This window comes from Rhizobium sp. CF142, assembly GCF_000281145.1.
Taxonomy (GTDB): domain Bacteria; phylum Pseudomonadota; class Alphaproteobacteria; order Rhizobiales; family Rhizobiaceae; genus Rhizobium.
This window is the reverse complement of sequence record NZ_AJWE01000114.1, coordinates 83,488-107,058: the sequence shown is the minus strand read 5'-3', so window position 1 is coordinate 107,058 and position 23,571 is coordinate 83,488. Positions and strand designations below refer to the sequence as shown.

Here is a 23,571-nt window from a genome sequence, read left to right as displayed (position 1 = left end):
AGTGCTGCCCAACCTGTTTGTTTGCTCCATCTCGAAGGGAGCGGCAGATGAGCAGGGAATTTCAGGGCTATATCTATCTCACGCTGGCCATGGTGACCGTTGGCAGCACGGTTATCGCCAGTAAGGTCATTGCCTCGGGCCTGCCGCCTTTTACGGCGACGGCGCTACGCTTTGCCGTGGCCTTTCCCTTCTTCCTTTTTCTCATGCGCTGGACGGGCTTGCGGCTGCCGCGGCTCTCCGGGCGGGACTGGCTGATCCTAGTCACACAGGCGGGGGCCGGGAGCGTCGGCTACACGACCTTGCTGATTTCAGGCCTGTCGCTGACATCGGCGGCCAATGCCGGCGTCATCATCGGCACGCTACCTGTCGTCTCCGCGGCTATCTCCATCCTCCTGCTTGGCGAGAGGCCGCATCGTTTACTGTTGCTGGCGATCGGGCTTGCGGCTGCGGGTGTCTTTTCCATCGCCTTTTCGCCGGTGGCCGGGCGGGGATCTCTTGTCGGGGACATGCTGATCTTCGGGGCCGTCATCTGCGAAGGGCTGTTCATTCTGTTGAACAAGCGGCTTGGTACGGCCATTCCGCCGCTGACGCAGTCGGCGTTGATGACGGCGATCGGCTTCGTGGTTGCAGCCGTACCGGCTCTGTTCGAGCACCATGATATCGGCATCGGGGTGCAGTCCGCCGTCGTTGCGGTAATCTACTACGCGCTGGTGCCGACGGTCGGCGGCTTCGTGCTCTGGTATGCGGGAGCGGAGCGCGTCAGCGGCGCGGAGGCCTCTCTCTTTACAGCCGTTGCGCCGGCATCGGCAGTCATCTTCGCTTTCCTTGTTCTGGGGGAGGCGATCGGCCTCAACCAGATCTTTGGCATCGCCTGTGTACTCGCAGCCGTTATCGGGCTTGGCCTAACCAGCCTTCGGCGACCTGCCAAGGTTTAAGCGCGGCGGAAGACGTTGCGGTATTCCCGCGGCGTCATTCCGGTCTGCGCCCGGAACTGCCTGTTGAAATTGGCAAGCGAACTATAGCCGACGGCATCGGCGATATGGCCGACGGGCTGGGCCGTGGCCGAAAGGCGGGCGCAGGCATCACCGATGCGCATACGGATCAGATAGTCGGAGACGGTGGTGCCGGTGTGGCGGCGGAAGAGCCGGTGCAGGCCGGAGACGCTGAGTGCGGCTATATCGGCAAGTTCTTCCAGTGCGATCGTGCGGGCATAATGCAGATGCAGGTGGGTGAGTACCCGGTCGATGCGCTCACGGCTCTCCTGCAATTCCCGGCTCTGGCCGGGTGTGCTGGCCAGCGCAGCTGCCTGCCGGTCGCCGGCGATGGCGCCGAGAATGTTGAAGAGCGAGAGCAGCCTTTCCGCGGGCGGTTTTACGAAGATGGCTTCGATGTCATCACGGACGGCTTCGGCTGCCTCCTTCGAGAAGTGCAGGCCGCGATCTGCGCGGGCAAGCATTGCCTCGACCGGGCGAAGCTCCACAGCCCCTGATGTCATCTTCTGTATCCAGTCCGGATGGAACCATAGCACGAGGGCGATATGCGGGTTTACCTCGTCGTATTTTGCGCGCGATACCCAGGTGTGCGGCAGGTTGGGGCCGACCAGCACGAGGTCGCCATCCCCATATTCGCCAGTATGGTCGCCAATGAAACGCTGGCCGATGGAATTCAGCGTCAACGTCAGCTCGAACTCGGGATGATGGTGCCATTGGAACGGGATCGCCTCGTCCAGCCGCCGGTTCAGCATGCTCCAGGAGCTGTCGGCATGCCGCGGCAATATCTCCAGATAAGGCCTCATCGGGCGCCTTTCAGACTAGTGACGCCAGAATAGTATCATAATTTGCCAAGCTGGCACAACATCGCTGGCGGCTGTCCGCTACACTCTCCTTATTGCCTGAAACAACAGGGATGGATCAAACGATGGGAGGATCTCATGCAACTGGCAGCGAAACGCGACGCTCATCCGACGGCCTCGTCGGTCACCACCCAGCTCAAGGACATCAGGAAGACACTTCCGCTGCGCGTGCTCTCGGAGGCGGACTGGCAGCACTGGACAACGAAGGGCTATGTGATCGTTCGCCAGGCCGTTCCTGCAGCCAATGTCGAGCGGCTTGCGGAAGTGCTCTGGCGTTTTGACGAGAAGGATCCGAACGATTCTTCCACCTGGTATGCGCCGCAGCGCCGTGAGCACAAGATGAAAGAGCTCAACAATACCGGCATGCTGGAGATCTACAATCACCAGGCCCTCTGGGATAACCGCATGGAAAAGCGCGTCTACGACGTCTTCGTCGACATCTGGGACCGCGAAGACCTGTGGGTGACGATCGACCGCGCCAATTTGAACCCGCCGAAGAAGGTCAAGGGCAATCCGAACGGCTTCATTCATTGGGATGTTGATACATCCATCCGGCCGCCACCGATCGGCGTGCAGGGCGTGCTGAGCCTCAAGAAGCAGGACGGCGATGTCGGCGGCTTCCAGTGCGTTCCCTATCTCTTCGAGCATTTCGACGAATGGGTGAAGACGCAGCCCGAGGATCGCGATCCTATGCATCCCGATATGACAGGCCTTTCGACCGTCAATATCGACATGGAGCCGGGCGATCTGATGATCTTCAACTCGCTACTCGCCCACGGCGTTCGCCCGAACCATGCGGAGAACCGCGTGCGCATGGCGCAATATATCTCCATGCATCCGGCCGAATACGACAATGCCGAAGAACGCGACGAGCGCATCCGCCTATGGCGGGAACTCGACCATCCGAAGCGTGATGCCTTCCCCGGCGATCCGCGCGAATGGGAAAAGCACAATGCCAAGACCGCCGAGCTGACGCCGCTCGGCCGCAAGCTGCTTGGCCTCGACCGCTGGTAAGCGGATAGCAGATCACAAACCGCGGAGGTGGACGCCTCCGCGGCTCTTTCATCATCATCGGCGATATGATTGCGAAGTCCGGCACGAAGCCGCCGATGCTGCCCCTTATCCACACCTGCGGGCTTATGAAATCCGCCGAGAACGAGAAGGCAGTTGCTGACCCCTTGGGATGGTCGCTTGCGTACCCTATCTCTTTCAAAGAGATATCAATCCGGAGATGACATCCATGTCAGGCAAGCCGATCAAGATTCCCGGGCCGGATCATCCGATCACCGTCGAACACAATCCCTCCCGTATCGTCGTCAAGCTCGGCGGCCGCGTGATTGCCGATACGCATGATGCGCTGACGCTTCGCGAGGCTTCCTATCCGCCGGTGCAGTATATTCCACGCAAGGATGTGGACATGTCGCTGCTGGAGCGCACCGACCACGAGAGCCATTGCCCCTATAAGGGGGATGCCTCCTACTACAGCATTCCTGTTGGCGGCGAGCGTTCGAAGAATGCGATCTGGACGTATGAAACGCCCAATCCCGCCGTTGCCAACATCAAGGGTTATATGGCTTTTTACCCTGACAGGGTCGATTCCATCGAAGAGCTGTCGTCGCCCGAAGCTGGGCAGTTCTAAGGGATAGCTTGACTTCCACCTATGATCTACGCACCAGGGTCAAAATGACGACGGATACGTAAGCGTATTAGGTTAATATGAATCCCTCTCAGGTTGCAGTATCTTTGCCGCGCGCGAGGATACTGCAGACCGGGGGCTTCATGAAACTGGATCAGGTGGAGCTTCGCTCCGAAGTATTGGATATCCGGATCGTAGAGAGCATCGGCGATGGTTCTTTCAATCTCGAATTCGATGTTTCTCGCAGTGACGGATACGTTCTGATCCTTCTGGAAATACTGGCGGGAAGGGGCGATTTCCTTGTTCAGGGTTTCAATGAGGAAAATAGTGCCGCCACATCACTTCGGAGCCGACAAAGGGTCTACATATTGAGACCTGTCGACGCTGCCCGCAGGATCGCGGTCGGCATGTTCGCAGCCGTCAACAGCAAGGTCCGGGCGACGATCGCCTGCTTCAAGCGGAAGATCGTCAATACATCCGAGGAGTTGTCCTGTCCTCTGTGCCGGGCACTTTCCAAAGTGCTCGTCGCTTCGGCACTTGCCTGGATGGGCATTCCGTCTCCGGACATCCTGGATAGGGTCGAGATTTCCACCGCACCCTCTGTCGAGCAGATGAGGAAGCTTCTCAGTGGCACAGCGACCATAGGCAGTTCGCAGAACGAGCTACTCGCTCTTGTCGATCCGGGTTTGCGTGGGGCAATCCTTGATGTCATGGAAGAGACCATGTGGCTGCTCGACATGCGCGACCAGCTCCATACTGCTGCGTGCCAGATGGTCGGCTGCTGCCCGCCCCAACGTTGATGCGGCAATTGCGCGCCGGAGCTTATTCCTGTTGACATACATCATTTTCAAGCAGAACACCGTTCCGCTCTTATAAGATTCCTATATGTGCCTGTGGCTTGGCCGCAGGCTGGTGACTGAACAATGGACATACCAGTGAAAGAGCGGGATAGCGTTCTGCGCCATCCCGGCTATCTGAACTTCGCCGCCTCCCGCGTCTTCTCCTCGCTTTCCTTCCAGGCCGTCGGTATCGCCATGGGGTGGATGATCTACGATCAGACACACAGCGCCTTTGCGCTCGCTCTTGTCGGTTTCTGCCAGTTCCTGCCGATGGCCGTGCTGACCTTTGTCGTCGGTCACGTCGCCGACCGGTTCGACCGCCGGCGGATCGGGCTCGCTTGCCAGCTGATCGAGGCGATCACTGCACTGGTGCTGGCGGTCGCAACCTGGCAGCAATGGCTTTCTCCGGTTGGAATTCTGGTCGCGGTCACCATCATGGGCGCTGTCGTCGCGTTCGAGCGGCCCACCATGGCGGCTCTCCTGCCCAATATCGTGCCGGCCTCGATGCTGCAGAGAGCCGTTGCCACTTCGACCTCGCTGATGCAGACGGCGCTGATTATCGGCCCGTCGCTCGGCGGTCTTCTCTATGGCGTCAGCCCCATTGCGCCCTTCGCGGTCGCAGCCGTGCTTTTTGCCGTCGCGAGCTTCAACGTGATTTCGATCCGCATGCAGTGGACGCCTTCGAAACGCGAGCCGGTGACACTTGCCTCCGTCTTCGCCGGCGTTTCCTTCATCCGCAGCCGGCCGGTGATGCTCGGTACCATCTCGCTCGATCTCTTCGCGGTGCTGCTTGGCGGAGCGACGGCGCTGCTGCCGATGTTTGCCCGCGATATTCTGCATGCCGGTCCTTGGGGTCTTGGCCTGCTGCGCGCGGCGCCCGCAATCGGTGCGCTTGCCATGTCCATCGTGCTGGCCCGCCGGCCTCTCACATCGGATGTCGGCCGGAAGATGATGATGGCGGTCGCGGTTTTCGGTGTCGCCACCATCGTGTTCTCGCTCTCCACAAACATCGCGCTTTCCGTCATCGCGCTGCTCGTCGTCGGTGCCTCCGATACGGTCAGTGTCGTCGTGCGAAGCTCTCTCGTGCAGCTTCTGACACCGGATGAGATGCGCGGCCGCGTCAATGCCGTGAATTCTCTCTTCATAGGCACCTCGAACCAGCTTGGCGAATTCGAGTCCGGCATGCTTGCCGGCGTGGTCGGCCCGGTCGTGGCCGGCATTGTCGGCGGGTTCGGTACGATCGTCGTCGTGCTCTTGTGGACGCGGCTTTTTCCCGACCTGCTGAAGGTGAAGACCCTTCAGGGCTAGGCTTTATCTCCTTGTTGCATCGGCCGCGGGCGTTAATTGACGCGGCAATGTCGGGTGTGGCCGGCGTCGAACGTCCTTCGGGCGTTAACACGAGAGGAGAAGTGCAATGTCCTATGTTGATGGTTTCATCGTCGCCGTTCCCCGCGAGAATGTCGATGCTTACAAGGAATTCTCCGCCTATGCCGGCTCGATCTGGAAGGAATACGGCGCGCTCGAATATGTCGAATGCCTTGGCAACGACGTGCCCTATGGCGAACTGACCTCGTTTCCACGCGCTGTGATGGCCAAGGATGACGAGGTGGTGGTGTTTTCCTGGATACTCTACAAATCCAAACAGCAGCGCGACGAGATCAATGCCAAGGTGATGGCCGATCCGCGCCTTTCCAGCGACAAGTGGCAGATGCCTTTCGACGGCAAGCGCATGATCTATGGCGGCTTCGAGGAGTTGCTGCGGCTATAAAGTCTTTTCTGGTCTGATTGAATCATTCTGTTGGCTCAAACGGATGCCATTGACTTCGAGGGCAAGGCGCGCCACCTCGCGAGAGACAATCTGCGACGGAGACTGCCTTGCCCCAGACGATGCTTACGCTTTCCACCCGTGGTCAGGGCTTTTACGAATTCACGGATCAAGCCCAAGCCTTCGTGCGACAGTCCGGCACGGAGGAGGGGTTGCTGACGGTTTTCGTGCGCCATACCTCCTGTTCGCTGCTCATCCAGGAAAATGCCGATTCCGACGTGAAGACGGACCTCAACAGCTTTTTCCGCCGCCTCGTGCCGCCGACATCCGACCCGTCAATGCGTTGGGTCGTTCATACGACAGAGGGACCGGATGATATGCCGGCCCATATCAAGGCGGCGCTGACTCAGGTTTCGATCGGCATTCCCGTCGGCAACAGCCGATTGGTCCTTGGCACCTGGCAAGGCATTTATCTCTTCGAGCATCGTGACCGGCCGCACCGGCGCGACGTGGTGTTGCACCTGAGTCCGTGAGGTCATTAACCCTTGTGAATGCCAACTGAATGGGCGGTTCGAATGGCATTCAGCTTCATGCGTTTAGTCTCCAGACAATCCCAAAAGGGAGATTGAGGAAACACCACGAGGAGACAACCCCAATGTCGCATTTCCTTGCCAAGGCTTCGCTTGCCGCCCTGCTCGCCCTGAGTTCCCTCCCGTTTGCCGGCTCCGTTGCTTTCGCCGCGCCCCAGACGGATTTCGTCGTCAAGGCGCAGTATCACCGCTCGCCGGTTCGCGGCTGCTCGCCGATGCAGGCCATCCACAAAGCCCGCTATTCCGGCCTGCGCGACGTGCGTATTTCCAATATTACGCCCCGCCGGGTCGTCGTTGCCGGCCGCGACCGACGTGGCTGGGACCGCATGACCTTCGCCAATGTGCGCGGTTGCCCGCTCATGTATCGCTAATTCGTTCAGCGGAGCCGGGAGAACTTGAACTAAGAAAACCTGAGCTCGGCCGTTTTACCTTGACCGCGACACCGTCACCCGTTTTCTCTCGGAACTGTATGTAAGTGATTCCGAAACAGGCTCCGGCAGTTGCCCGCGCGGCTATCAACCACGAGGATCTTTTCATGATGCAGTTTCTGGCGAAGGCGGGGCTTGCTGCCCTTCTTTCCGCTGCTGCGCTGGCCGGCACCGTTGCGCCGGCTGCAGCACAGGTGAATATCATTATCGGCGAACCGGACCGTGGTCCGCCCCCGCCGGATTGGCGCCGCCCGCCGCCACCGCCGCCGGGTTACGGCCGTCCGCCGGGCTACGGGCGCCCGCCGCGTGGCGGCTGCGATCCGCGCATGGCGGAAAACATCGCCGAGGATTACGGCCTGCGCCGCACGCGCGTCGTCGATATCACGCCGCGCCGTGTCATCGTGCAGGGCTGGAGCCGTCGCGGCCCCGACCAGATGACCTTCGGTAACGTTCGCGGTTGCCCGCTCATGCGCCGCTGATAGCGGGCGCACGATCGTCGGTCGCATAAAAACCGCCCTTGCAGACAGCAAGGGCGGTTTTCTTTTGAACGGCTTTTCCCGTCGGGGGCAGGGCGCCGAAGCGCCCTGTGGGGGTCACTGTTCGATTGCGAAAGTTACGCTGACGGTGACATTGTAGCTGTTCTCGCCGCCCTGGACCGGAACGGCGCCGGCATCGGAGGCTTCCTTCATCATTGCGGCGCGATAGACCGGCTGCGGCATCGGGCGCACGACATTCTCGTTGATCTCGACGACGCGGCCGACCTTCACGCCGGCGGCTTCGCTCAAGGTCTTCGCCTTCTTGATCGCGTTGGCGACAGCGTTCTTGCGGGCTGCCTCCAAGGCTGCTTCCGGCTTGTCGTTGGTGAACTGGATGTCGCCGCCCTGATTGATGCCAAGCGTGACGGACTGGTCGATGATCTCGCCCAGTTTGGACAGGTCGCGGACGCGAACGGTGATCGAATTGCTGGTCTGATAGCCGATCAGCTGCGGCGGCTGTGGCTGGTTGTCGACCGGCTGCGGGTAATTATACTGCGGTTGGATCGAAAAGCCCGAGGTCTGCAGGTCGCGGTCGGCAATGCCGCTCTTCTTCAGTGCGGCCAGCACCTCGCTCATCGCCTTGTTGTTTTCGTCGAGCGCTTCGCGGGCGGTCTTTGCCTGTTTGACCACTGCGAGATTGACGACGGCCATATCGGGAGCCAATGCCGATTCGCCCTCTCCGGACACGGTGATGACCGCTTCGCGCGGCCGATTCTCCTGCGCCAGAAGTGGAGCGGATGCCGCAAGCGGCAGGCTTAGAAAGGCTGTCAGAAGGGCAGTCTTGGTGTAGTTCGGCGCCATGTTAGTTCCTCGGCTGTTTGCGTCCCTGCGAGTTTTGTGTCTGTGGATTGTGAAGCTATTGCGGCAGGAATCGATATGAGAATTGCTTTATCATGATGATTGCTTTCCACTAAGGGGTGTAGGGGGCAATCAACGCATGGTAGGTGTCTGGGCGTGTGGATGTTGCCCGCGGTTAAGCCTCGACTTATAAAGAACCGCATTTCTGTCTCATGCTGAAGTTTCGCTTTTATGAAAATCGGTGCCTATGTCATCAACCTGAACCGTTCCATCGCTCGCTGGGAAGGACTTTCGCGGAGGGCCAATTCGCTGGCGCTCGACGTCGTCAGGATATCCGGGGTGGATGGCTCGCAGATCCAGCCACACGACAAGGCTGACATCGACAAACGGCAATTTCTTCTTCGCAATGGCAGGAACTATCTGCCGGGCGAGCACGGCTGCTATCGCAGCCACGTCAAGGCTCTCACCGAATTTCTCGACAGCAGCAATGATGCAGCGATCATCATGGAAGATGACGTGGAACTGCAGGCCGATCTGATAGAACGTGCAGAGGCTGTGCTTGCTGCGGTTCCGAAAGCGGAACTGGTCAAGTTGCTCAACCACCGGTCCAAGGGTTTCATGCAGAAGGCGACGACGAAATTCGGCGATGCCATCGGCCGCTGCGTCCACGGGCCGCAGGGTTCGGCCGCCTGCTATCTGGTCACCCGATCCGGTGCAAGCAAGCTTCTGCGAACCATGACCGTCATGGTCTATCCCTTCGATGTGGCATTAGAACGCGGGTGGTCGACCGAGGTTAATACCTTTACGGTCAAGAACAATCTGATAGAGCTAGGGCCGAACAGCCACGAAACGGCGATTGCGACGAAGCGCGACTACAGGCGGCAGAAATTCAAGGGAATACGCCGCTCCGTCACGCATCTGGTTCGCGCCGCCGATTATGCTAGAAGGGTGCAATATTCTCTATGGTAGCGAGCGAAGAGCCGATTGCCACGCCCTCCCGCCTCAAGCCCGTCCTCGTCATCCTGTGGCTGCTGCTGATTTCGGCGCCCATTCTGGAAAGCGATAGCTATCGCTATGCGGCGCTGTTGCTGATCGGGACGACCTTTGTGTGGTTCAAGCCGAATTTCAGTCTGCTGAAGCGAGACTGGCTGGCCAATGCCTGCCTTGCCTGGGGCGCCTACGCGCTGCTGCGCTTCCTCTTCGGCCTGATCGTCCACGGCGAGAAGGGCGCGTCCGACTGGCTTTACGCTTTTCCGCTGTTTTTTCCGGCTGTCGGCATCGCGCTTTATTCCAGCCGGAAACATGTCGAAACGATCTTTGCGATCTATTTCCCGATCGCACTTGCCGCCCTGCTGATCTCCACCGATTACCGGCTGATTCTTGCAGGCGATGACCGTATTTCGCCGCTCTTTCATAACAACCTGATCCACGGCGCGATCGGCTGCGGCTTCCTGATGATCGGCGCCTTCTACTGGCTGTTGCACGCCTGGGAGACCGGCAAGCTCGCGCGCCGTTCCGGCAGCTGGATTTTCGCCGTCGCGACACTCATCATAGCGCTCTGCCTTTTCAATATTTATGGCTCCAAGGCGAAAGGCGTCTGGCTGAGCCTCGTCCTCGTCGGGCCGCTCATGCTGGCCTCGCTGCTGCTTTACGCAAATAGACGCCGGGCCGCGTTGGTAGGGGCTGTTATCGTCGCTCTCATAGCAGCAGCGCTTTTTGTCGGCGGCGATGATATCTGGAGGTTTGCCGGCCCGACCTATGAGGCAACCGCGCGGATCGAGACCGAAATCGCTGCGCATGGCGCATGGGATGCTGTTGCTACTGCCATCGCGTCAAAGGATACGCCGGAGTCGATGAGTGAACGGCTGCAGCTCTGGGCGAATGCTTCGGAAGTGATTGCGCAGGCGCCTTTCTTTGGTGCCGGCAATCACTGGCTGACGCTCTGGAACTCGACCACCTATGCCAGCGTACCCTACACGCTGCTCCATAACGGTTATTTCGAAATGCTTGTCCGTCACGGGCTGTTCGGCATTATCGTTTTCGCCATATTGGCAACAGGCATGTACAGCCGCGTTTTCGCTGCGTGGAGAGCCAAGCTGATCAGTCTCAGCGCGCTACTCGCCTATAGCATGGTGACGTTATTCTTCCTTGGAACGATCCTGTCCAACTCCAACAACCGACTGGCAATCGGCGAATCGTTCTTCTTCGTGTTCTCCGCCGTCGCGTTTGCCTGCGGGATCATGTTGAAGAGAGGAGAGATCAGGCAGGATACCGGCATGGCATCTCGGGATCAGAAGGCTGCCTGAGAGGGCGATGGAACCCCGCCCAAAAGGGGTTGCCGAGCGCTCCTAGGCTGGAGCGCCCGCGTTGTCAGATACCGAAATCGTCCAGAAACGAAGGATGGATCGCGGTCTTCCTTGCCTCGCGCGCATCACGATAGCGCTGCTGGGCGGAATCGAAGCTATTAACGATCCGTCGTATAAGGCCGCTTTTGCGGCGTTTGAAAATCATGGGCATAGCAAGCTCACTTTTTTTATTTTTGTTAGCCGGCGAGCATATAATTTGTGCGCGATGCTGCAACAATGGGCATTTTGGCATGCCACCTATGCAGAATATGACAGTGATATGACATGGAGGGATCGCGGTCGGCCTAAGGCATCCGAGATCCGGTCAATGGCCGCGATGGTATCGGCCATAGTGGTGCTGTAAGATGACGCTGTCGTCCTTTCGGGGGAAGAGACCGACATGGAGCGCCGCCTTGCAGCCGTCCTGATTGCCGATGTCGTGGGCTATGGCCGTTTAAGCCAGGTCGATGAGGAGGGGACGCGTCTGCGTTTCCAGGCAGACATGAGGGAGGTTGTCGAGCCCTTGATCGCCGAGCATAGCGGGCGGCTGGTCAAAACCATGGGCGACGGGCTGCTGGTCGAATTTCACAGCGTGGTCGAGGCCACGCGCTGCGCGGTGGACGTGCAGAAGCTGAAGGCGAAGCACAATGCGGAGATTCCGGCCGATTTTCGCCTCGATTTCCGCATCGGCATCAATCTGGGTGACATCATCGTCGAGGGGAACGACATCCACGGCGATGGCGTCAATCTCGCCGACCGTATGCAGGTGCTCGCCGAGCCAGGCGGGATCGCGATCTCCGGGCCAGCCTACGACCAGGTGAAATCGAAACTCGACGTCGGTTTCGTTTCACTCGGTGAGCAGAGGGTCAAAAGCCTCCCCGAGCCCGTGCGGGTTTATCGGGTGGCGCTCGGCCCGGTTGGGGCAAACAGGGCCACCAGTATCAAGAGGTATCCCGGCCGCCGGCGCATCGCGGCAATGGCTGGTGTTGTCCTAGTCATTCTGGCAGGAGCGGCTCTGTGGTGGCAGCCATGGACGCTGCTTGAAACCTCCTCGATTGCCGGGCGTTTTGCCTATCCTTTGCCTGACAAACCTTCCGTTGCCGTGTTGCCATTCATCAATGTCAGCGGCGACGTGGAGCACGATCATCTTGCCGAGGGCCTGACCGATGATCTGATAACGGAACTGTCGAAAGTCTCCGGCCTCTTTGTCATTGCGCGCCACTCCGTCTTTGCGGTGCGTGATGATGGCGGCAAGATTCAGGATGTGGCGGCCGAGCTCGGTGTTCACTATGTCCTTGAGGGCACGCTGCAGCGCGCAGGCTCGCGATTGCGCATCAATGTCAAACTGATCGATGCGCTGACCGGGCTTTCCCTCTGGGCCGAGCGCTACGACCGCGAATATGCCGATCTTTTCGCGGTCCAGGATGATGTCATCAGCAAGATCATCGCAGCGCTTGCCATCAGGCTCAGCGAGGGCGAGCGCACGCAACTGGCGCAGATCCCGACCGAGAACCTCGAGGCCTATGATTATTACATGCGCGCCGAGCAGGCCGGCGTGAGCTATGGGGACGTCGGGACCTACCGCGAGGCGCTGTCCTATTATCAGAAGGCGATAGACCTCGATCCGAACTTTGCCGAAGCACATGCGGGGATCGCGCGCATCGCCGTCGATGTCTGGCGCAACGATTACAATATTCTCTGGTCGGCCGCCGTGGCCCGCAAGATCGCCTATGATGCGGCAGGGCAGGCATTGAAGATCGATCCGAACAATGCGCGGGCGCATACTGTGCTGGCACTTCTGCAACTGGTCGACGGGCGCCAGACGGAGGCGCTGATATCGGCGAACCGTGCCGTGCAGGCGCAGCCGAGCGACGCTGAAGCCAATGGCAATCTGGCCCTCGTGCTCGCTCATATCGGCAATCATGACCAGGCGACCACGGAAATGGAAAAGGCGCTGCGCTTCGATCCTTCGCCATCGCCCGGCTTCCAGTTGCTGGCGGGTATCGTCTTCTACATCGTGGGTGATGACGATCGGTCGATCTCGCTGATGGAGGCGGCCCGTGACGCGCTTCCCAATGCGGAGGCTGCGCGCGAATTCCTGACCGCAGCCTATATCGAGGACGGCGACAAGAAACGCAGCCTGCAGGAGAAGACGAAGCTGCTGGCGCTCTTTCCCGAAAGCAATCTGACCTATTACAGCTATCTCTACGACTACTGGCGCAAGGACGATCTGAACCTGCATTTGAGCAGGCTGCAGAAAGCTGGAATTCCCGAATGGCCTTTTGGGTTTCAGGGCGAGAAGGCCGATCAGGTCACCGGCGAGCAGTTGCGCGATCTCATCAGCGACAAGACCTGGACCGGCAAACATCGCAACGGCACGCAATTCGTCCAGTTCTTCGACAAAGCCGGCAATACCGCCTATCGCAGCGCCAACACGAATATTACCGGCACCGTCGAGATTAAAGAAGACTGGCTCTGCGAGAAATTCCCGGGCTATTTCCTCGACAGGATGGTCTGCGGCAACGTCTATCGCAATCGCGCTCCCGAGGAGCCCGGCGCGACATATGTGCATGTCACGCCGCAGGCGCTGAAATTCTTCTCGATCGAGGGCTGACTGGTGATTGGTCAGCTACTGGGCAGAGGGATGCTGCCAGTCTTTCTGCGCCTTCTCCGAGATCAGGATGTTCTGCACTTCCGACCAGTGCTTTTTGGAGTCGACCACCTTCGTCGGGTTCTTCACCAACCCTTCGGCCGCACCCGGATCATAGCTGATATAGAGCTTGCCTTCGATGATCCGCCAGGCATTCGGATCGATATTGGTGGTCACCGTTCCGAAGGACACGCCATCGGCGCAGTAGCCGCCATATTGCGGGGCATATTTGCCGGGATCCTTGACGAACATGTCACGATGCTCGGCGCTGGCGAAATACCAGGTGGCGCCCAGCCAGTGATGGGAATATTGGGGCGATCCCTCCACGGCTTTATCGTCCGTGAAATAGGCGACCGGGTCGTAGCCCTTGATCGCCACATCCCCGAAATAGCCCGTATTGACGAAGTCTTCCGCTGTGGCCTCGTTCGCCAGCAGCAGGACGGCGATGCCGCCTATCGCTGCGGCCTTCACAAATCCATTCCAGTGAGACATTTCAATGCTCCCGTTTTCAGGCGCGCACGCTCATTTTCGCTTCGTGCATTCGTCATAGAGCCACTGACCCGTAAGGTCCGCTCCCTGACAGGCGGCGCCTGCTTTCAACAAAAGAGTGACGGAATCCCAGTGCGATCGCCATCCGGCCTGGGTCACCGGCGTGTAGCCGTTTCTTTCCTTCGGCTCGATATCGGCCTTCTGCGCAAGCAGGAAAGCAATGACATCGGCATGGCCTTCCTCGGCTGCCGCATGCAGCGGCGTCATATTGTAGAAGTTCTCGTGGTCGTTGACGGAGGCGCCCTTCGCCACCAGCAACTCCACGATATCGAGATGCCCGCCATAGGCCGCCGCATGCAGGGCCGTCAGCCCACCCTTGTTGCGGATTTCGATATCGCAGCCGCGGTCGAGAAGAAGAGTGACGACATCGGCCTTGCCGGAGAGGGCCGCAATCAAAAGCGCCGGTTCGCCCGTATCGTCAGGCTCGGCGAGGTTTGCGCCCTGATCGGCAAGCTGCTTGACGCGCTCGACATTGCCTTCGCGCGCGGCATCGTGCAGCGGGCCCGCGGACGCTGCGGAAATCCCAAGGCCGAAACAGATGAAGCTGATCCAAAAGGCATTCATCGCGCACCCCCGTTTTGCCATTACTGGCTTCACAGCGCGAAAGCGTAGTTAAGTTATCATGAATATGAGGGAGCGGCAATAAATGGCGATGCAGTTGACGAAGAGGTGTGGCCGTCACATCAAAAACCATCGCTTCTCAGTAGTAAAAATTGTTCGCCATCTGGGGTGCGTGGATTTCATTCATGAGATCAAAGTACGCCCCATTCGGTTTGCAGACTCATCGCAAAACGGGTGCGAATTCTTTGTATCCATTGTCAGATAAGTCCGGAGTCCAGTCGGCTCTGACGCGGAAGTATTCGTCTTCGGCAGACAAAATCCTGTTTCTCCTGCAAAATATCTGGGTATGAACTGCTTCTGTAATAATCGAATTGCACAACTAAAGCTTGACTCTGTTGACTAAACTCATGCGCAGGCGCGATCTATTGTTCATTCGATTCAGGGAGGAATTTATGGCGTCGCATCCGTATATCTCTGGCCCCGGCAACATCACGCAGATGATCGGTTTTCTTCGGAAGAATTTCCCCGCTACGGTGTCCTCGGAAACCGTGAAAAAATACCAGCTGGCTTCGAACAACGAGAGCTATGTCATCAACGCTTTGCAGTTTCTTGGGATCATCGACGAAGAAGGAAAGCGAACAGACAAAGGCCATGAAGTCTTGCTTTTGCCTCCGGGGAATTTCGAAAAGGCATTCGGGTCTCTGGTTCGGGAAGCCTATGCCGACTTATTCGAGATTAGAGGCGAAGATGCATGGACGCTGACCAAGGGTGAGTTGACCGCCTATTTCCGCACCAATGATAAAACTAGCGAAGTCATCGGTGGAAGACAGGCCGGGGTCTTCTTGGCCTTTAGTGCTCTTGCCGGAAACGAACAGCAGCCAACGGCGACCAAGCCCCGAGCGCCCGCTCCTGGTGGCAACTCAAAGGCCGCGAGGGCTAAGCCGGTAAAAGCGAAACAGGCGAACACCGTTACCGGACCCGTTACCGTTTCCGCCCCACATACTACGTCGACGAAAAGGGACATGGCCTTAACGGTGCGGATCGAAATCAACTTGCCCGCGGAGGGATCGCAGGAAACCTACGACAACATCTTCAAGAGCATCAAGGCTAATCTGCTCGATGTTTAAGAACCTTACGCGGTTCGAAAAGATCGCTAGAGCTTCCCGCAATGTGGTAGCTGCTCCGTCACAGTCGGCACGCAGTTCGCATCCGTTCGATGAGCGGAACATCCATCCGGCTATAGCTCGCGTGTCCAAAGCCCTCTTTGACGACGGTCACTATTCGCAAGCGACGTTCGAAGCATTCAAACTTCTCGACTCTCATGTGAAGACGCTCTCCAGCGTGAACGACAGCGGCCACGGCTTAATGATGAATGCGTTTGGCGAGAAGAACCCCAAGATCAAGCTGACCGACATGCTCACGCAGAGCGAACTGGATGAACAGAGTGGTTTCAAATTCATCTTCGCGGGATCGATGTCTGCGATTCGAAATCCAAGGGGCCATGAGATAATTCATGACTCCATCGACAAGTGCCTAGACCACTTGTCGATGGCTTCTACGTTGCTCAGGCGGATTGAGGATAGAATAGCGCCTTGATCCAAACGAAATGTGCTCAGACGAATTTGAAATCTTGAGCTTCTGATTGGTATATCAGCATGACCGCAAACCACTAGAATCCCAACTTCTGTGGCGACAATCTGGATCTGTGTGACGAAAGTCTAGCTTGGTGTGGCGACGAACAAAAATGGTGGGCCCGGAGGGACTCGAACCCCCAACCAAGCGGTTATGAGCCGCCGGCTCTAACCATTGAGCTACAGGCCCGGCACCCGGGGTGCGGTCAGCCGGGGCAATGGCACCCGCGGCTTTTGTCCGCTTAACGCAAATCCGGGACAGTCACAAGCCATGAGCGCAAGCATCTGTGGACGATGCATATTTCCGGTTTGCCCTCTGGAACCTTCGCACGCGGGCTACATTTACTCCTGTCAGGGTGGATCTGAAGAGGGCAATCGTAGAATGGTGGCTTCCCAAGGTGCCGTGGTGCTCATCGTCGAAGATGAGCCGCTGATCAGGTTCAATATTCTGGATGTGCTCGAAGAGGTGGGGCATGTGGCGCTCGAGGCTGGGAGCGCGGATGAGGCAATGGTGGTTCTGAAGACCCGCGATGATGTCGATGTCCTCTTCACCGACGTCAACATGGCCGGTTCGATGGATGGCATACAGCTCGCCAAGCGGGTGAGGGCGATGCGGCCGAATATCGGCATCATCATCACCTCGGGCCTGGTGCGGCTCGATCCCATGTCTCTGCCGGCCAACACCGCTTTCCTGCCGAAACCCTATCAGCACGAGGCCTTGATTTCGACGATCGCTTCCATGACGCGGTAGCTCCAGCCAGAGCAATCAATCGGGGCTCGCCATCGAGGGGGCGGGATGGGAGCGCCCGTTGCCCTGGTCGCAGCTTCGGTTTCTTCGATCTGCTTGCGAGCCTGTTCGTTGGCCTTTGCCGTTTCGCCGCGCAATTCGGCTTCGGCATCGCTCCAGTGGCATAAATCTTCGCCATCCGGTCTGCCTTGCTCTTCCCAGATTGCGTAGGCGCGCTGGCGCACGCGGTCTTCATTCCGCTCCGTCATGGCCATCTCCCCTGTTTTTTCGATCATCGCAAAACCGGCCGGGGAGCCGAATGTTCCGGCGAGGCGCCGGAGATCGGGAGGCGCAGCCGAGCCTGAAGGGGAGGTCTGCTTCAAGCCCGGCCGCTGGCCCCCGGGGGAGCTGTTAGAGCATTTCCATTTTTCTTCGAGTCACGGAAATGCTCTACCTCTTTGTTTTCACGCAATTCCGGACGCAAAACGCTCAAGCACTTTTGCTGGAATTGCTTAGTTATAGCTGCTCTTCAGCAGGTCGTTTTCCTGATGCGCCTTCTTCTCATAGATCGTGAAGAGGGCCATCGAGAGGAGATAGGAGAGGAAGGGGTCTCCCATCTGCGTGGCGATATCGCGGGATGCGAGGATATGTCGTTCCAACGCACCGATATCTTTTTGTACGGTGGTTTCACTCAAGCGGTTCATGCTGCCATCTCCAGGAATTGCGTCACGACGGAACGCGTCGGGACGTAGCGGGTGTAGAGGGGGGTATCGATGCCGAGGGATGCACGCATCCTGTCCAGCACGCGTTCGGAAACTTCGAAGGCGCCGCAGCAGACCGGATATTTGCCGTAGCCGTCGGCGCGGCCGAGTTCATCGACCTCGGCGCCGGCGCGCTTGTAGACGCGTTTCAGGTGGGGTTCGTAGTTGGAGATCATGGTGTGGATGCCGTGATCGAGGGCGCATTCGCAGAGCGCGAGCAGCAGCATGGAGAAGGCGCGGCCGGCATCGACATCGGGAAAATCGTCGGAAATTGCTTCCTCGTCGATGCACATGCGGGTGCCTTCCCAGATGCCGGGAGCGACGAGATTGGCTGCCTGCGGGAAGGTTGCGCGGAAGACGTCGTAGAGGAGCGTCGGTCCGGTCGTCGGCATCAAGCGCATGCCGCCATAAAGGCGGGTGCGGGTTTCGTCGCACCAGACGAGATAGGCCGGGCAGAGCGAGTCATAGCTGTCGCGCTCGAAGGGGCCGATTACCGGAACGTTCCAGCCAAGGGTGTCCGCAAAGACTTTCTTGCGCAGGCGGAACATCTGGTCGAGTATGAAAGCGTATTTCTGATACTCATGTGCCTGAATGATAACGAACATTTTGCCCTCCAGCGTGTTGGGTTCGTGAGGGCAGAATGGTTCAGGACGGCGGTATCGGAAATTCCCTCATATGGGTGCCTACAGATGAGCCCCCGCATATGGGGGGGTCGGCTGAAGCCGCGTCTGGTCAGCGCGGAGCATTCTGCAGAGCAGGCTCTCGCCAGGGCAGAAACTGATGGAGAAGGGCATACCTTCCGGTACGTCCGACGTTTAAGCCGGCAGAAGGCTCCAATCTGGTCGGGAAGTTCTAGGGGTTGATGATGCGCAGCTGCACGGCCCGCGAGGCGGCAGCGGAAATCGTGGCGCAGCCGAGCTTGAAGCGGGCGGTTTTCAGGTAGTCGCGAGTCGTATGCTCGGAAATGCCGAGGATGACGGCGATGTCCTTGTAGTCCTTGCCGAGCGCCGTCCAATGCAGACATTCGATTTCGCGCGGGGAAAGAGCCGGCACCGGGTCATTCTCGCCGTGAAGCTCGTAGATGGCCTTCCGATGGATGACATGGGCGATCTCGATCCACTCATTGCGATAGAGCTTGACCATGGCGGTCCAATCATCGAGCGGAATGCGGGCATTGATCGAAAGCAGCGCGCGACGCTGCGCCTTGTCGGCAACGGGGATCGAATAGCCGTTGCCGCCGATCCCGTGCTTCTGGGCGTCGACGAGCATGGCATAGGCTTCCGGCGTCGGCTCCACCTCGCTCCAGTCGAAGGGCAGCTGACGCTCGAAGCCCTGTTTGACGATCGGATCGACCTTCACATAGCTGTTGAGCAGATAGCGTGACACCCAGGCATCCGGATAGGTGGTGCGCACGAAAGGGGCGTCGATCTTTGCCGCAATGGTCTGAGCGAGGTGATAGGTGACATAGTCAACGGCATACTCCGCCTGGAAAATGCGGATGGAAGCATCGACATTGATCGCAGCCTTGATCTGTTCGAAAACGGTTTCGAACTTTTGGGAATAACTATTTTCCGTCATCGTGCCGCCTGTCTCAAACCGTTCAATCCTACCGCGAGGAATGTCAAAAATACAAGGCATCCCCACATATGCGGGGAATGACTTTTCCAGATCCGTCTGTTAGCGCCTTTTTCGGGGAGGCTCCAGATGGACAGCAAGAGAACGTTCGATATCGCCGAGTGCCATCAGGCAGCCAAAGGGCTGAGATCGAGCTGGCAGGACATGGCTGGCTCCGAGGCGCTAATCCGCGCGCTCGTCGCCGAGCGCAACGGCGATACGTTGCTCGCCTTGTTCTGGACAGAGGTTCACCGGACGCTCTGCGAAGAGAAATAATCGCTCCTTTATCGCTACATCAGTCACGCATTTCTTCGAGACGGGATCGGCAAGTGCTTGCCGGACAGGTCGCGGCGCCATTTTGACGCCGCGCAACTGCCAGAAAATCGGCCCGCCCGGATAAGGCCGTGTTGGAATCTCCCAGCGCAATCTCGCGCGGGAGAAGGAATTCGTGCGCCTGATCGGAACGCGGGACATGGACGGTGATTTCGATCATGGAGGCCATTGGCAAGAGGTCCGGGCTATGTCGTGTAAGGCAGCAAGATGACAAGTGTATCGCGAGTTCAACGCCTTGGTCAGTCAGGTTAATGGCCTATGAACACGTTTTCACATTTTGTAGCCACTTAATTTGCGTTGCCTGCCGGAAGCAAGGTGGGCAGAGTCCAGCTTGATGAAATATCCAGCATATTCGGGGCTGCTCAAGCAAATATGCTTGACGGATCGTTACCACAAAGCGCAAAGGTTTTTGTGGAAACGATTACACAAAATGCCATTGTGCCATATTGGGAGGGCATCGGGATTGCGTGTCGAATGCAAAATCATTTGCGTTGCGTCTCATGAGAGCTGCTTGACGACGGCAGGACTGATCTAGCGGAATGCAGATGACAGAAAAGCGCGTGCACCTGGTCTTCAAGACCCATCTCGATATCGGTTTCACCGACCATGCCGAGAAGGTTCGCCGTCAATATCACGAGCGCTTCATTCCGCAGGCGATCGAGACCGGTGCGCATTTTTATGCCGAAAACCCTGAAGAGCCCAAGTTCATCTGGACAACAGGTGCGTGGCTGATCTGGGATCATCTGAATTCGCGCTCGCCTGCCGAGGTCGCAGCACTGGAACAGGCGATCGAACGCGGGCTCATCCGCTGGCACGGGCTGCCGTTCACCACCCATACGGAGCTGATGTCGTCAGACCTGTTCCGAGCAGGCCTTTCCTATTCGCAGGAGCTCGACCGCCGTTTCGGCAAGCAGACGATAGCGGCGAAGATGACCGACGTTCCCGGCCACACACTCGGCATGGTGCCGTTGCTTGCCGAGGCTGGCATCCGCTTCCTGCATCTCGGCGTCAACACGGCTTCACCGCCGCCAGACGTGCCTGACATCTTTCGCTGGCGCGCGCCTGATGGTGCCGAAGTCGTCGTCATGTATCAGCGCTCGTACGGCGAGACCTATTTCCCCGAAGATTTCGACGACGGGCTCAGCTTTGCGCATACGCAGGACAATATCGGCCCGCAGAGCGTGCCGCAGACGGCAGAAGCGTATCGCGATATGCGTCGCCTGCAGCCTGACGCGGTCATCCGCGCGGCGACGCTGGAGGATTATGGCGCGATCCTCTGGGAAAAGCGCGAGCGTTTCCCAGTGCTGGAGCTGGAGTTGGGCGATAGCTGGATCCATGGCAGCGCCGCCGACCCCTTGAAGACAGCGAAATTTCTGGCCCTGCAGCGGCTTTATGACCGCTTTGCGGGCGAGGGGCTCAATTCGCGCAGGCTCGCCTTCGGCCGCGGGCTTGCCATGGTGGCGGAGCATACGTGCGGGGTGGATATTAAATCCTATCTGCGCGACGACAAGGCTTGGGCAAAAGCCGATTTCAACGCCGCGCGCAAAACGGATTACCGTTTCGCCTATACCGAGGCGTCATGGGATGAGCAGCGCGGCTATATTGATCAGGCCGTCGCCGAACTCGATGCCGATGACCAGCAGCAGGCGCAGGCCGTGCTCGCAGAACTCTTCGCGCCGACGCTCGTCGGCAGTACGAACCGCGAGACCCGCCTGATTGCCGGCGGCTGGTCGATCGAGCTTGATGAGGTGACGGGCGATGTCATGGCGCTCACATCACCACGGGGGCGACGGATTGCCGGACGCAACGGCTCGCTGATCGCCTATCGCTATGAGAGCTACGACGCTGCCGACGTCAACAGGCATATGGACAGCTATCTGACACATCGGCAGGAATGGGCAGTGCTCGATCACGACAAGCCTGGGCTTGGCCGTTCGGATGCTGCGCTTTCGAAGGTTTTTGTGCCGAGCCTGGAAGGTGCGGGCGAGGGTGGAGTTCTCTTGTCCATGCCGGCCGAAGCGGTCGAGCGGTTCGGGGCGCCACGCCAGATCGCCGTGGAATTTTCGGCTGATGACAGTGCCCTGCAACTGCGTCTCTCACTGCGCGACAAGCCGGCCAATCGCATGCCGGAGGCGAGTTTCCTGTCGTTCACGCCTGATGGCGCAAAGGACTGGGCCTTCAGGAAGATGGGGCTGTGGCACCGGTCCGGCAATTTCGCCGGGTCCGGCGGCGCGCAGCTACAGGCGGTCAATGCTGTCAGCGGCGAATTTGGGGATGCAGGAGCGCTCGTCATCGAGCCCCTCGATACGCCGCTGGTTGCGCCGCAGAGCTGGGATTTCATGTCCTTTTGCAAAGGCTTGCCGGATTTCGACGATGGAATCCGCTTCAACCTGCATAACAACAAGTGGGGAACCAACTTCCCGATGTGGTGGGAAGGTGATTTCTCCGCTCGGTTCAGGATCACTCTGGATTAACCGGTGCGCGACAGCCTCTGGCGTGGGGTGGCGGTAACTGCCGGCCTGGGTGCTTGGGGCGTTTTCGGGAATTTGACGAGGACTTCATTGCCATCCGTCGAGGCACGCGTACGTTCCAGCCGTTCGCGTTCGGCTGTTGCCTGGAGCCAATGTTCGGCATCGCGGCCATACGGACTGCCTTCCATTTCCCAGATCGCGTAGGCTCGCTTGCATATCCACTCATGCCGGGAGGTGTTGCTCATCGTTCCGTCCTTCTTGGCCGATCTTTTCCCTCCAATCGATTCCACACGGATGGCCTCCGCCGAAGCGGTACCTCAAGCTCATCTTGTAGAAGGGGTCGGCAATCTGCCGGCATTTTCGATGGGGGCGGCATGGCGTTTTGCCATGCCTACCGGAAGAACGATTTCACCTGACATGTGTTCCCGACACATTTTGTGAAATTTTGTCGCAGAGCGCGGAGACGATTGTCTGGGGCTTGCCTCATTCGCTGATGCGATCTGGTAACATTGGTGGACGGCGTTTGGCGGCCATCAGCAGGTCCAGTTCGACCGAGGAGGGGCCGAAGCGGGTGTACAGGCTTTCTGCCTGCTCGTTTCTCAAGCCATATTTGGCGGCGAATTCGTTAAGACTGTAGGGACGTCCGCGCAGCGTCCGGCTGCGTCGTTCGGGTTGGCGAATTTGCGTCATTGCATTTCTCCCCAGGCTGATTGCCGAGGTAAAACCGACCAGCACGTTAAAGGTTCCAGATTTGGCCTTCCGGTAGGAGCCTAGAGCTGAAAATGCCGGTTTTGCGCGCTGCGACTGCAAAAAAATGACTGTAAGTCTCAATGAATTTCAATCGGTTAGATGTTGCGGCCGGGTGGGGTGGGCAGAAATGGCTTTATCACACGTGTGTTACTCTATAAAATGAATCGTGTATCCGGTCCGAAGGAGGAGCCGAGCGTTGTTTCCGCGTCGATCCGGACCGGATCTTGAGGAAGCTGGCTAAATCCATCAGAGGAGACAGACATGATGAATGCACTGCCGCCACTTCACAACGGACATGCACCGTTTACCCTGCAGCAGCTCTTCCGTGAGGCGCTTTACGCCTATGAGGAATGGGACAGCGAATTGACGGAGCCGATCGTCACCTATGAAGGTAGGGTCATCCCTATCAGCTTCGTTTTCGAAGCCATGCGCGAATGCACCGATATCGTCCCAGCCAATATCGTCAGCGCCGTCACGGAACGGCTGACCAAGCCCTGGGAAGGCGAGGGACCACTGGACCAGATGACCTTCTCCACGGCGGCGCGCGTCATGCGCGTTCTGGTGCGCAAGCGCCTTCTTGCCAATGGCACGCCTGATATCGTCGCGCTTTCGGCGCGCGCATCCGAAGCGGAACCCCGCGAATAGGCATTCGGGATCGCGGCATTGGCCGCGATCCTATTCCTCGCGGGGAACCCTGCTCATTTCCAGCCGTTGAAACAGGCAGAGAAGGAATGA

General features: G+C 58.6%; 30 protein-coding genes and 1 tRNA gene. 19 read left to right on the top strand and 12 right to left on the bottom strand.

Features of this window, described 5'->3' with window-relative positions; translation table 11 throughout:
• Positions 1-47: 47 nt before the first annotated feature.
• Positions 48-935: a DMT family transporter gene (locus PMI11_RS28390; RefSeq protein WP_007824218.1), complete on the top strand. Its 888-nt coding sequence runs from the start codon at positions 48-50 to the stop codon at positions 933-935.
• Here the strand turns inward: PMI11_RS28390 and PMI11_RS28385 are convergent.
• Positions 932-1,795 carry a helix-turn-helix domain-containing protein gene (locus PMI11_RS28385; protein ID WP_007824216.1) on the bottom strand — a complete coding sequence of 288 codons (864 nt, stop codon included), beginning with the start codon at positions 1,793-1,795 and terminating at the stop codon, positions 932-934. The two genes, PMI11_RS28390 and PMI11_RS28385, sit on opposite strands and share 4 nt — an antisense overlap.
• Before the next feature lie 135 nt (positions 1,796-1,930).
• On the opposite strand from PMI11_RS28385, the gene PMI11_RS28380 reads away from it, so the two are divergent.
• From PMI11_RS28380 to PMI11_RS28345, 8 genes are all read left to right on the top strand, one after another.
• Positions 1,931-2,866, top strand: coding sequence for a phytanoyl-CoA dioxygenase family protein (locus tag PMI11_RS28380; protein ID WP_007824214.1), 936 nt, complete (start codon positions 1,931-1,933; stop codon positions 2,864-2,866).
• Between the two features lie 226 nt (positions 2,867-3,092).
• A complete protein-coding gene (locus PMI11_RS28375) occupies positions 3,093-3,491 on the top strand; it encodes a DUF427 domain-containing protein (protein ID WP_007824207.1) in 399 nt (132 codons plus the stop codon).
• A gap of 140 nt (positions 3,492-3,631) precedes the next feature.
• On the top strand, positions 3,632-4,288 hold the full coding sequence (locus PMI11_RS28370; protein ID WP_157179708.1) for a hypothetical protein: 657 nt from the start codon (positions 3,632-3,634) through the stop codon (positions 4,286-4,288).
• A gap of 123 nt (positions 4,289-4,411) precedes the next feature.
• Positions 4,412-5,635 carry an MFS transporter gene (locus PMI11_RS28365; protein ID WP_007824205.1) on the top strand — a complete coding sequence of 408 codons (1,224 nt, stop codon included), beginning with the start codon at positions 4,412-4,414 and terminating at the stop codon, positions 5,633-5,635.
• 106 nt (positions 5,636-5,741) lie between these two features.
• Positions 5,742-6,095: a DUF1428 domain-containing protein gene (locus PMI11_RS28360; protein ID WP_007824204.1), complete on the top strand. Its 354-nt coding sequence runs from the start codon at positions 5,742-5,744 to the stop codon at positions 6,093-6,095.
• A 107-nt stretch (positions 6,096-6,202) separates the two neighbouring features.
• On the top strand, positions 6,203-6,625 hold the full coding sequence (locus tag PMI11_RS28355; RefSeq protein ID WP_007824202.1) for a secondary thiamine-phosphate synthase enzyme YjbQ: 423 nt from the start codon (positions 6,203-6,205) through the stop codon (positions 6,623-6,625).
• Between the two features lie 122 nt (positions 6,626-6,747).
• On the top strand, positions 6,748-7,053 hold the full coding sequence (locus tag PMI11_RS28350; RefSeq protein WP_007824199.1) for a hypothetical protein: 306 nt from the start codon (positions 6,748-6,750) through the stop codon (positions 7,051-7,053).
• Positions 7,054-7,217: 164 nt separating this feature from the next.
• A complete protein-coding gene (locus PMI11_RS28345; RefSeq protein WP_007824181.1) occupies positions 7,218-7,589 on the top strand; it encodes a hypothetical protein in 372 nt (123 codons plus the stop codon).
• 114 nt (positions 7,590-7,703) lie between these two features.
• On the opposite strand, the gene PMI11_RS28340 is transcribed toward PMI11_RS28345, so the two are convergent.
• Positions 7,704-8,447 (bottom strand): SIMPL domain-containing protein, encoded by a 744-nt coding sequence (locus tag PMI11_RS28340; RefSeq protein WP_007824179.1) that lies wholly within the window; start codon positions 8,445-8,447, stop codon positions 7,704-7,706.
• 228 nt (positions 8,448-8,675) lie between these two features.
• Here PMI11_RS28340 and PMI11_RS28335 point away from each other — a divergent pair, with 228 nt between their 5' ends.
• From PMI11_RS28335 to PMI11_RS28325, 4 genes are all read left to right on the top strand, one after another.
• Positions 8,676-9,413: a glycosyltransferase family 25 protein gene (locus PMI11_RS28335; RefSeq protein WP_007824177.1), complete on the top strand. Its 738-nt coding sequence runs from the start codon at positions 8,676-8,678 to the stop codon at positions 9,411-9,413.
• Positions 9,407-10,750 carry an O-antigen ligase family protein gene (locus PMI11_RS28330; RefSeq protein WP_007824175.1) on the top strand — a complete coding sequence of 448 codons (1,344 nt, stop codon included), beginning with the start codon at positions 9,407-9,409 and terminating at the stop codon, positions 10,748-10,750. The genes PMI11_RS28335 and PMI11_RS28330 overlap by 7 nt, the downstream gene beginning before the upstream one ends.
• 61 nt (positions 10,751-10,811) lie before the next feature.
• Positions 10,812-11,153 carry a hypothetical protein gene (locus PMI11_RS37495; protein ID WP_157179707.1) on the top strand — a complete coding sequence of 114 codons (342 nt, stop codon included), beginning with the start codon at positions 10,812-10,814 and terminating at the stop codon, positions 11,151-11,153.
• Between the two features lie 36 nt (positions 11,154-11,189).
• Positions 11,190-13,403 (top strand): adenylate/guanylate cyclase domain-containing protein, encoded by a 2,214-nt coding sequence (locus PMI11_RS28325; protein ID WP_007824168.1) that lies wholly within the window; start codon positions 11,190-11,192, stop codon positions 13,401-13,403.
• Between the two features lie 15 nt (positions 13,404-13,418).
• On the opposite strand, the gene PMI11_RS28320 is transcribed toward PMI11_RS28325, so the two are convergent.
• On the bottom strand, positions 13,419-13,931 hold the full coding sequence (locus tag PMI11_RS28320; protein WP_007824166.1) for a YHS domain-containing (seleno)protein: 513 nt from the start codon (positions 13,929-13,931) through the stop codon (positions 13,419-13,421).
• Positions 13,932-13,961: 30 nt separating this feature from the next.
• The gene (locus PMI11_RS28315) at positions 13,962-14,552 is read right to left on the bottom strand and encodes an ankyrin repeat domain-containing protein (RefSeq protein ID WP_007824165.1); all 591 of its coding nucleotides are present in this window, start codon (positions 14,550-14,552) and stop codon (positions 13,962-13,964) included.
• A 449-nt stretch (positions 14,553-15,001) separates the two neighbouring features.
• Here PMI11_RS28315 and PMI11_RS28310 point away from each other — a divergent pair, with 449 nt between their 5' ends.
• Both PMI11_RS28310 and PMI11_RS28305 read left to right on the top strand, forming a co-directional pair.
• Positions 15,002-15,676 carry a DUF5343 domain-containing protein gene (locus PMI11_RS28310; RefSeq protein WP_007824163.1) on the top strand — a complete coding sequence of 225 codons (675 nt, stop codon included), beginning with the start codon at positions 15,002-15,004 and terminating at the stop codon, positions 15,674-15,676.
• The gene (locus tag PMI11_RS28305) at positions 15,669-16,145 is read left to right on the top strand and encodes a TIGR02391 family protein (RefSeq protein ID WP_007824161.1); all 477 of its coding nucleotides are present in this window, start codon (positions 15,669-15,671) and stop codon (positions 16,143-16,145) included. The genes PMI11_RS28310 and PMI11_RS28305 overlap by 8 nt, the downstream gene beginning before the upstream one ends.
• Before the next feature lie 149 nt (positions 16,146-16,294).
• Here the strand turns inward: PMI11_RS28305 and PMI11_RS28300 are convergent.
• Positions 16,295-16,370 (bottom strand) — tRNA-Ile (locus tag PMI11_RS28300).
• Positions 16,371-16,562: 192 nt separating this feature from the next.
• On the opposite strand from PMI11_RS28300, the gene PMI11_RS28295 reads away from it, so the two are divergent.
• On the top strand, positions 16,563-16,931 hold the full coding sequence (locus tag PMI11_RS28295) for a response regulator (RefSeq protein ID WP_007824159.1): 369 nt from the start codon (positions 16,563-16,565) through the stop codon (positions 16,929-16,931).
• On the opposite strand, the gene PMI11_RS28290 is transcribed toward PMI11_RS28295, so the two are convergent.
• The 4 genes from PMI11_RS28290 to PMI11_RS28275 all read right to left on the bottom strand — a co-directional run bounded on the left by PMI11_RS28290 (position 16,886) and on the right by PMI11_RS28275 (position 19,246).
• On the bottom strand, positions 16,886-17,176 hold the full coding sequence (locus PMI11_RS28290) for a DUF2934 domain-containing protein (RefSeq protein WP_007824154.1): 291 nt from the start codon (positions 17,174-17,176) through the stop codon (positions 16,886-16,888). The genes PMI11_RS28295 and PMI11_RS28290 overlap by 46 nt on opposite strands.
• A gap of 243 nt (positions 17,177-17,419) precedes the next feature.
• Entirely contained in the window at positions 17,420-17,611 is a 192-nt protein-coding gene (locus tag PMI11_RS28285; RefSeq protein ID WP_007824152.1) for a hypothetical protein, read from the bottom strand.
• Positions 17,608-18,273 (bottom strand): acyl-homoserine-lactone synthase, encoded by a 666-nt coding sequence (locus PMI11_RS28280; protein WP_007824150.1) that lies wholly within the window; start codon positions 18,271-18,273, stop codon positions 17,608-17,610. The genes PMI11_RS28285 and PMI11_RS28280 overlap by 4 nt, the downstream gene beginning before the upstream one ends.
• Before the next feature lie 247 nt (positions 18,274-18,520).
• Positions 18,521-19,246 (bottom strand): LuxR family transcriptional regulator, encoded by a 726-nt coding sequence (locus tag PMI11_RS28275; RefSeq protein WP_007824148.1) that lies wholly within the window; start codon positions 19,244-19,246, stop codon positions 18,521-18,523.
• Positions 19,247-19,372: 126 nt separating this feature from the next.
• Here PMI11_RS28275 and PMI11_RS28270 point away from each other — a divergent pair, with 126 nt between their 5' ends.
• Complete coding sequence (locus PMI11_RS28270; RefSeq protein ID WP_007824145.1) at positions 19,373-19,558, top strand: hypothetical protein; 186 nt, start codon at positions 19,373-19,375, stop codon at positions 19,556-19,558.
• A 19-nt stretch (positions 19,559-19,577) separates the two neighbouring features.
• Here PMI11_RS28270 and PMI11_RS28265 read toward each other — a convergent pair whose 3' ends face one another.
• A complete protein-coding gene (locus PMI11_RS28265; RefSeq protein ID WP_007824144.1) occupies positions 19,578-19,784 on the bottom strand; it encodes a hypothetical protein in 207 nt (68 codons plus the stop codon).
• Positions 19,785-20,160: 376 nt separating this feature from the next.
• Here PMI11_RS28265 and PMI11_RS28260 point away from each other — a divergent pair, with 376 nt between their 5' ends.
• Entirely contained in the window at positions 20,161-22,089 is a 1,929-nt protein-coding gene (locus tag PMI11_RS28260) for a DUF5054 domain-containing protein (RefSeq protein WP_007824142.1), read from the top strand.
• On the opposite strand, the gene PMI11_RS28255 is transcribed toward PMI11_RS28260, so the two are convergent.
• Positions 22,086-22,331: a DUF2934 domain-containing protein gene (locus PMI11_RS28255; protein WP_007824137.1), complete on the bottom strand. Its 246-nt coding sequence runs from the start codon at positions 22,329-22,331 to the stop codon at positions 22,086-22,088. The two genes, PMI11_RS28260 and PMI11_RS28255, sit on opposite strands and share 4 nt — an antisense overlap.
• 238 nt (positions 22,332-22,569) lie before the next feature.
• The gene (locus PMI11_RS28250) at positions 22,570-22,776 is read right to left on the bottom strand and encodes a hypothetical protein (protein WP_007824135.1); all 207 of its coding nucleotides are present in this window, start codon (positions 22,774-22,776) and stop codon (positions 22,570-22,572) included.
• Between the two features lie 321 nt (positions 22,777-23,097).
• Between PMI11_RS28250 and PMI11_RS28245 the strand changes: the two genes are divergently transcribed.
• A complete protein-coding gene (locus tag PMI11_RS28245) occupies positions 23,098-23,481 on the top strand; it encodes a hypothetical protein (RefSeq protein ID WP_007824133.1) in 384 nt (127 codons plus the stop codon).
• Positions 23,482-23,571 lie beyond the last annotated feature (90 nt).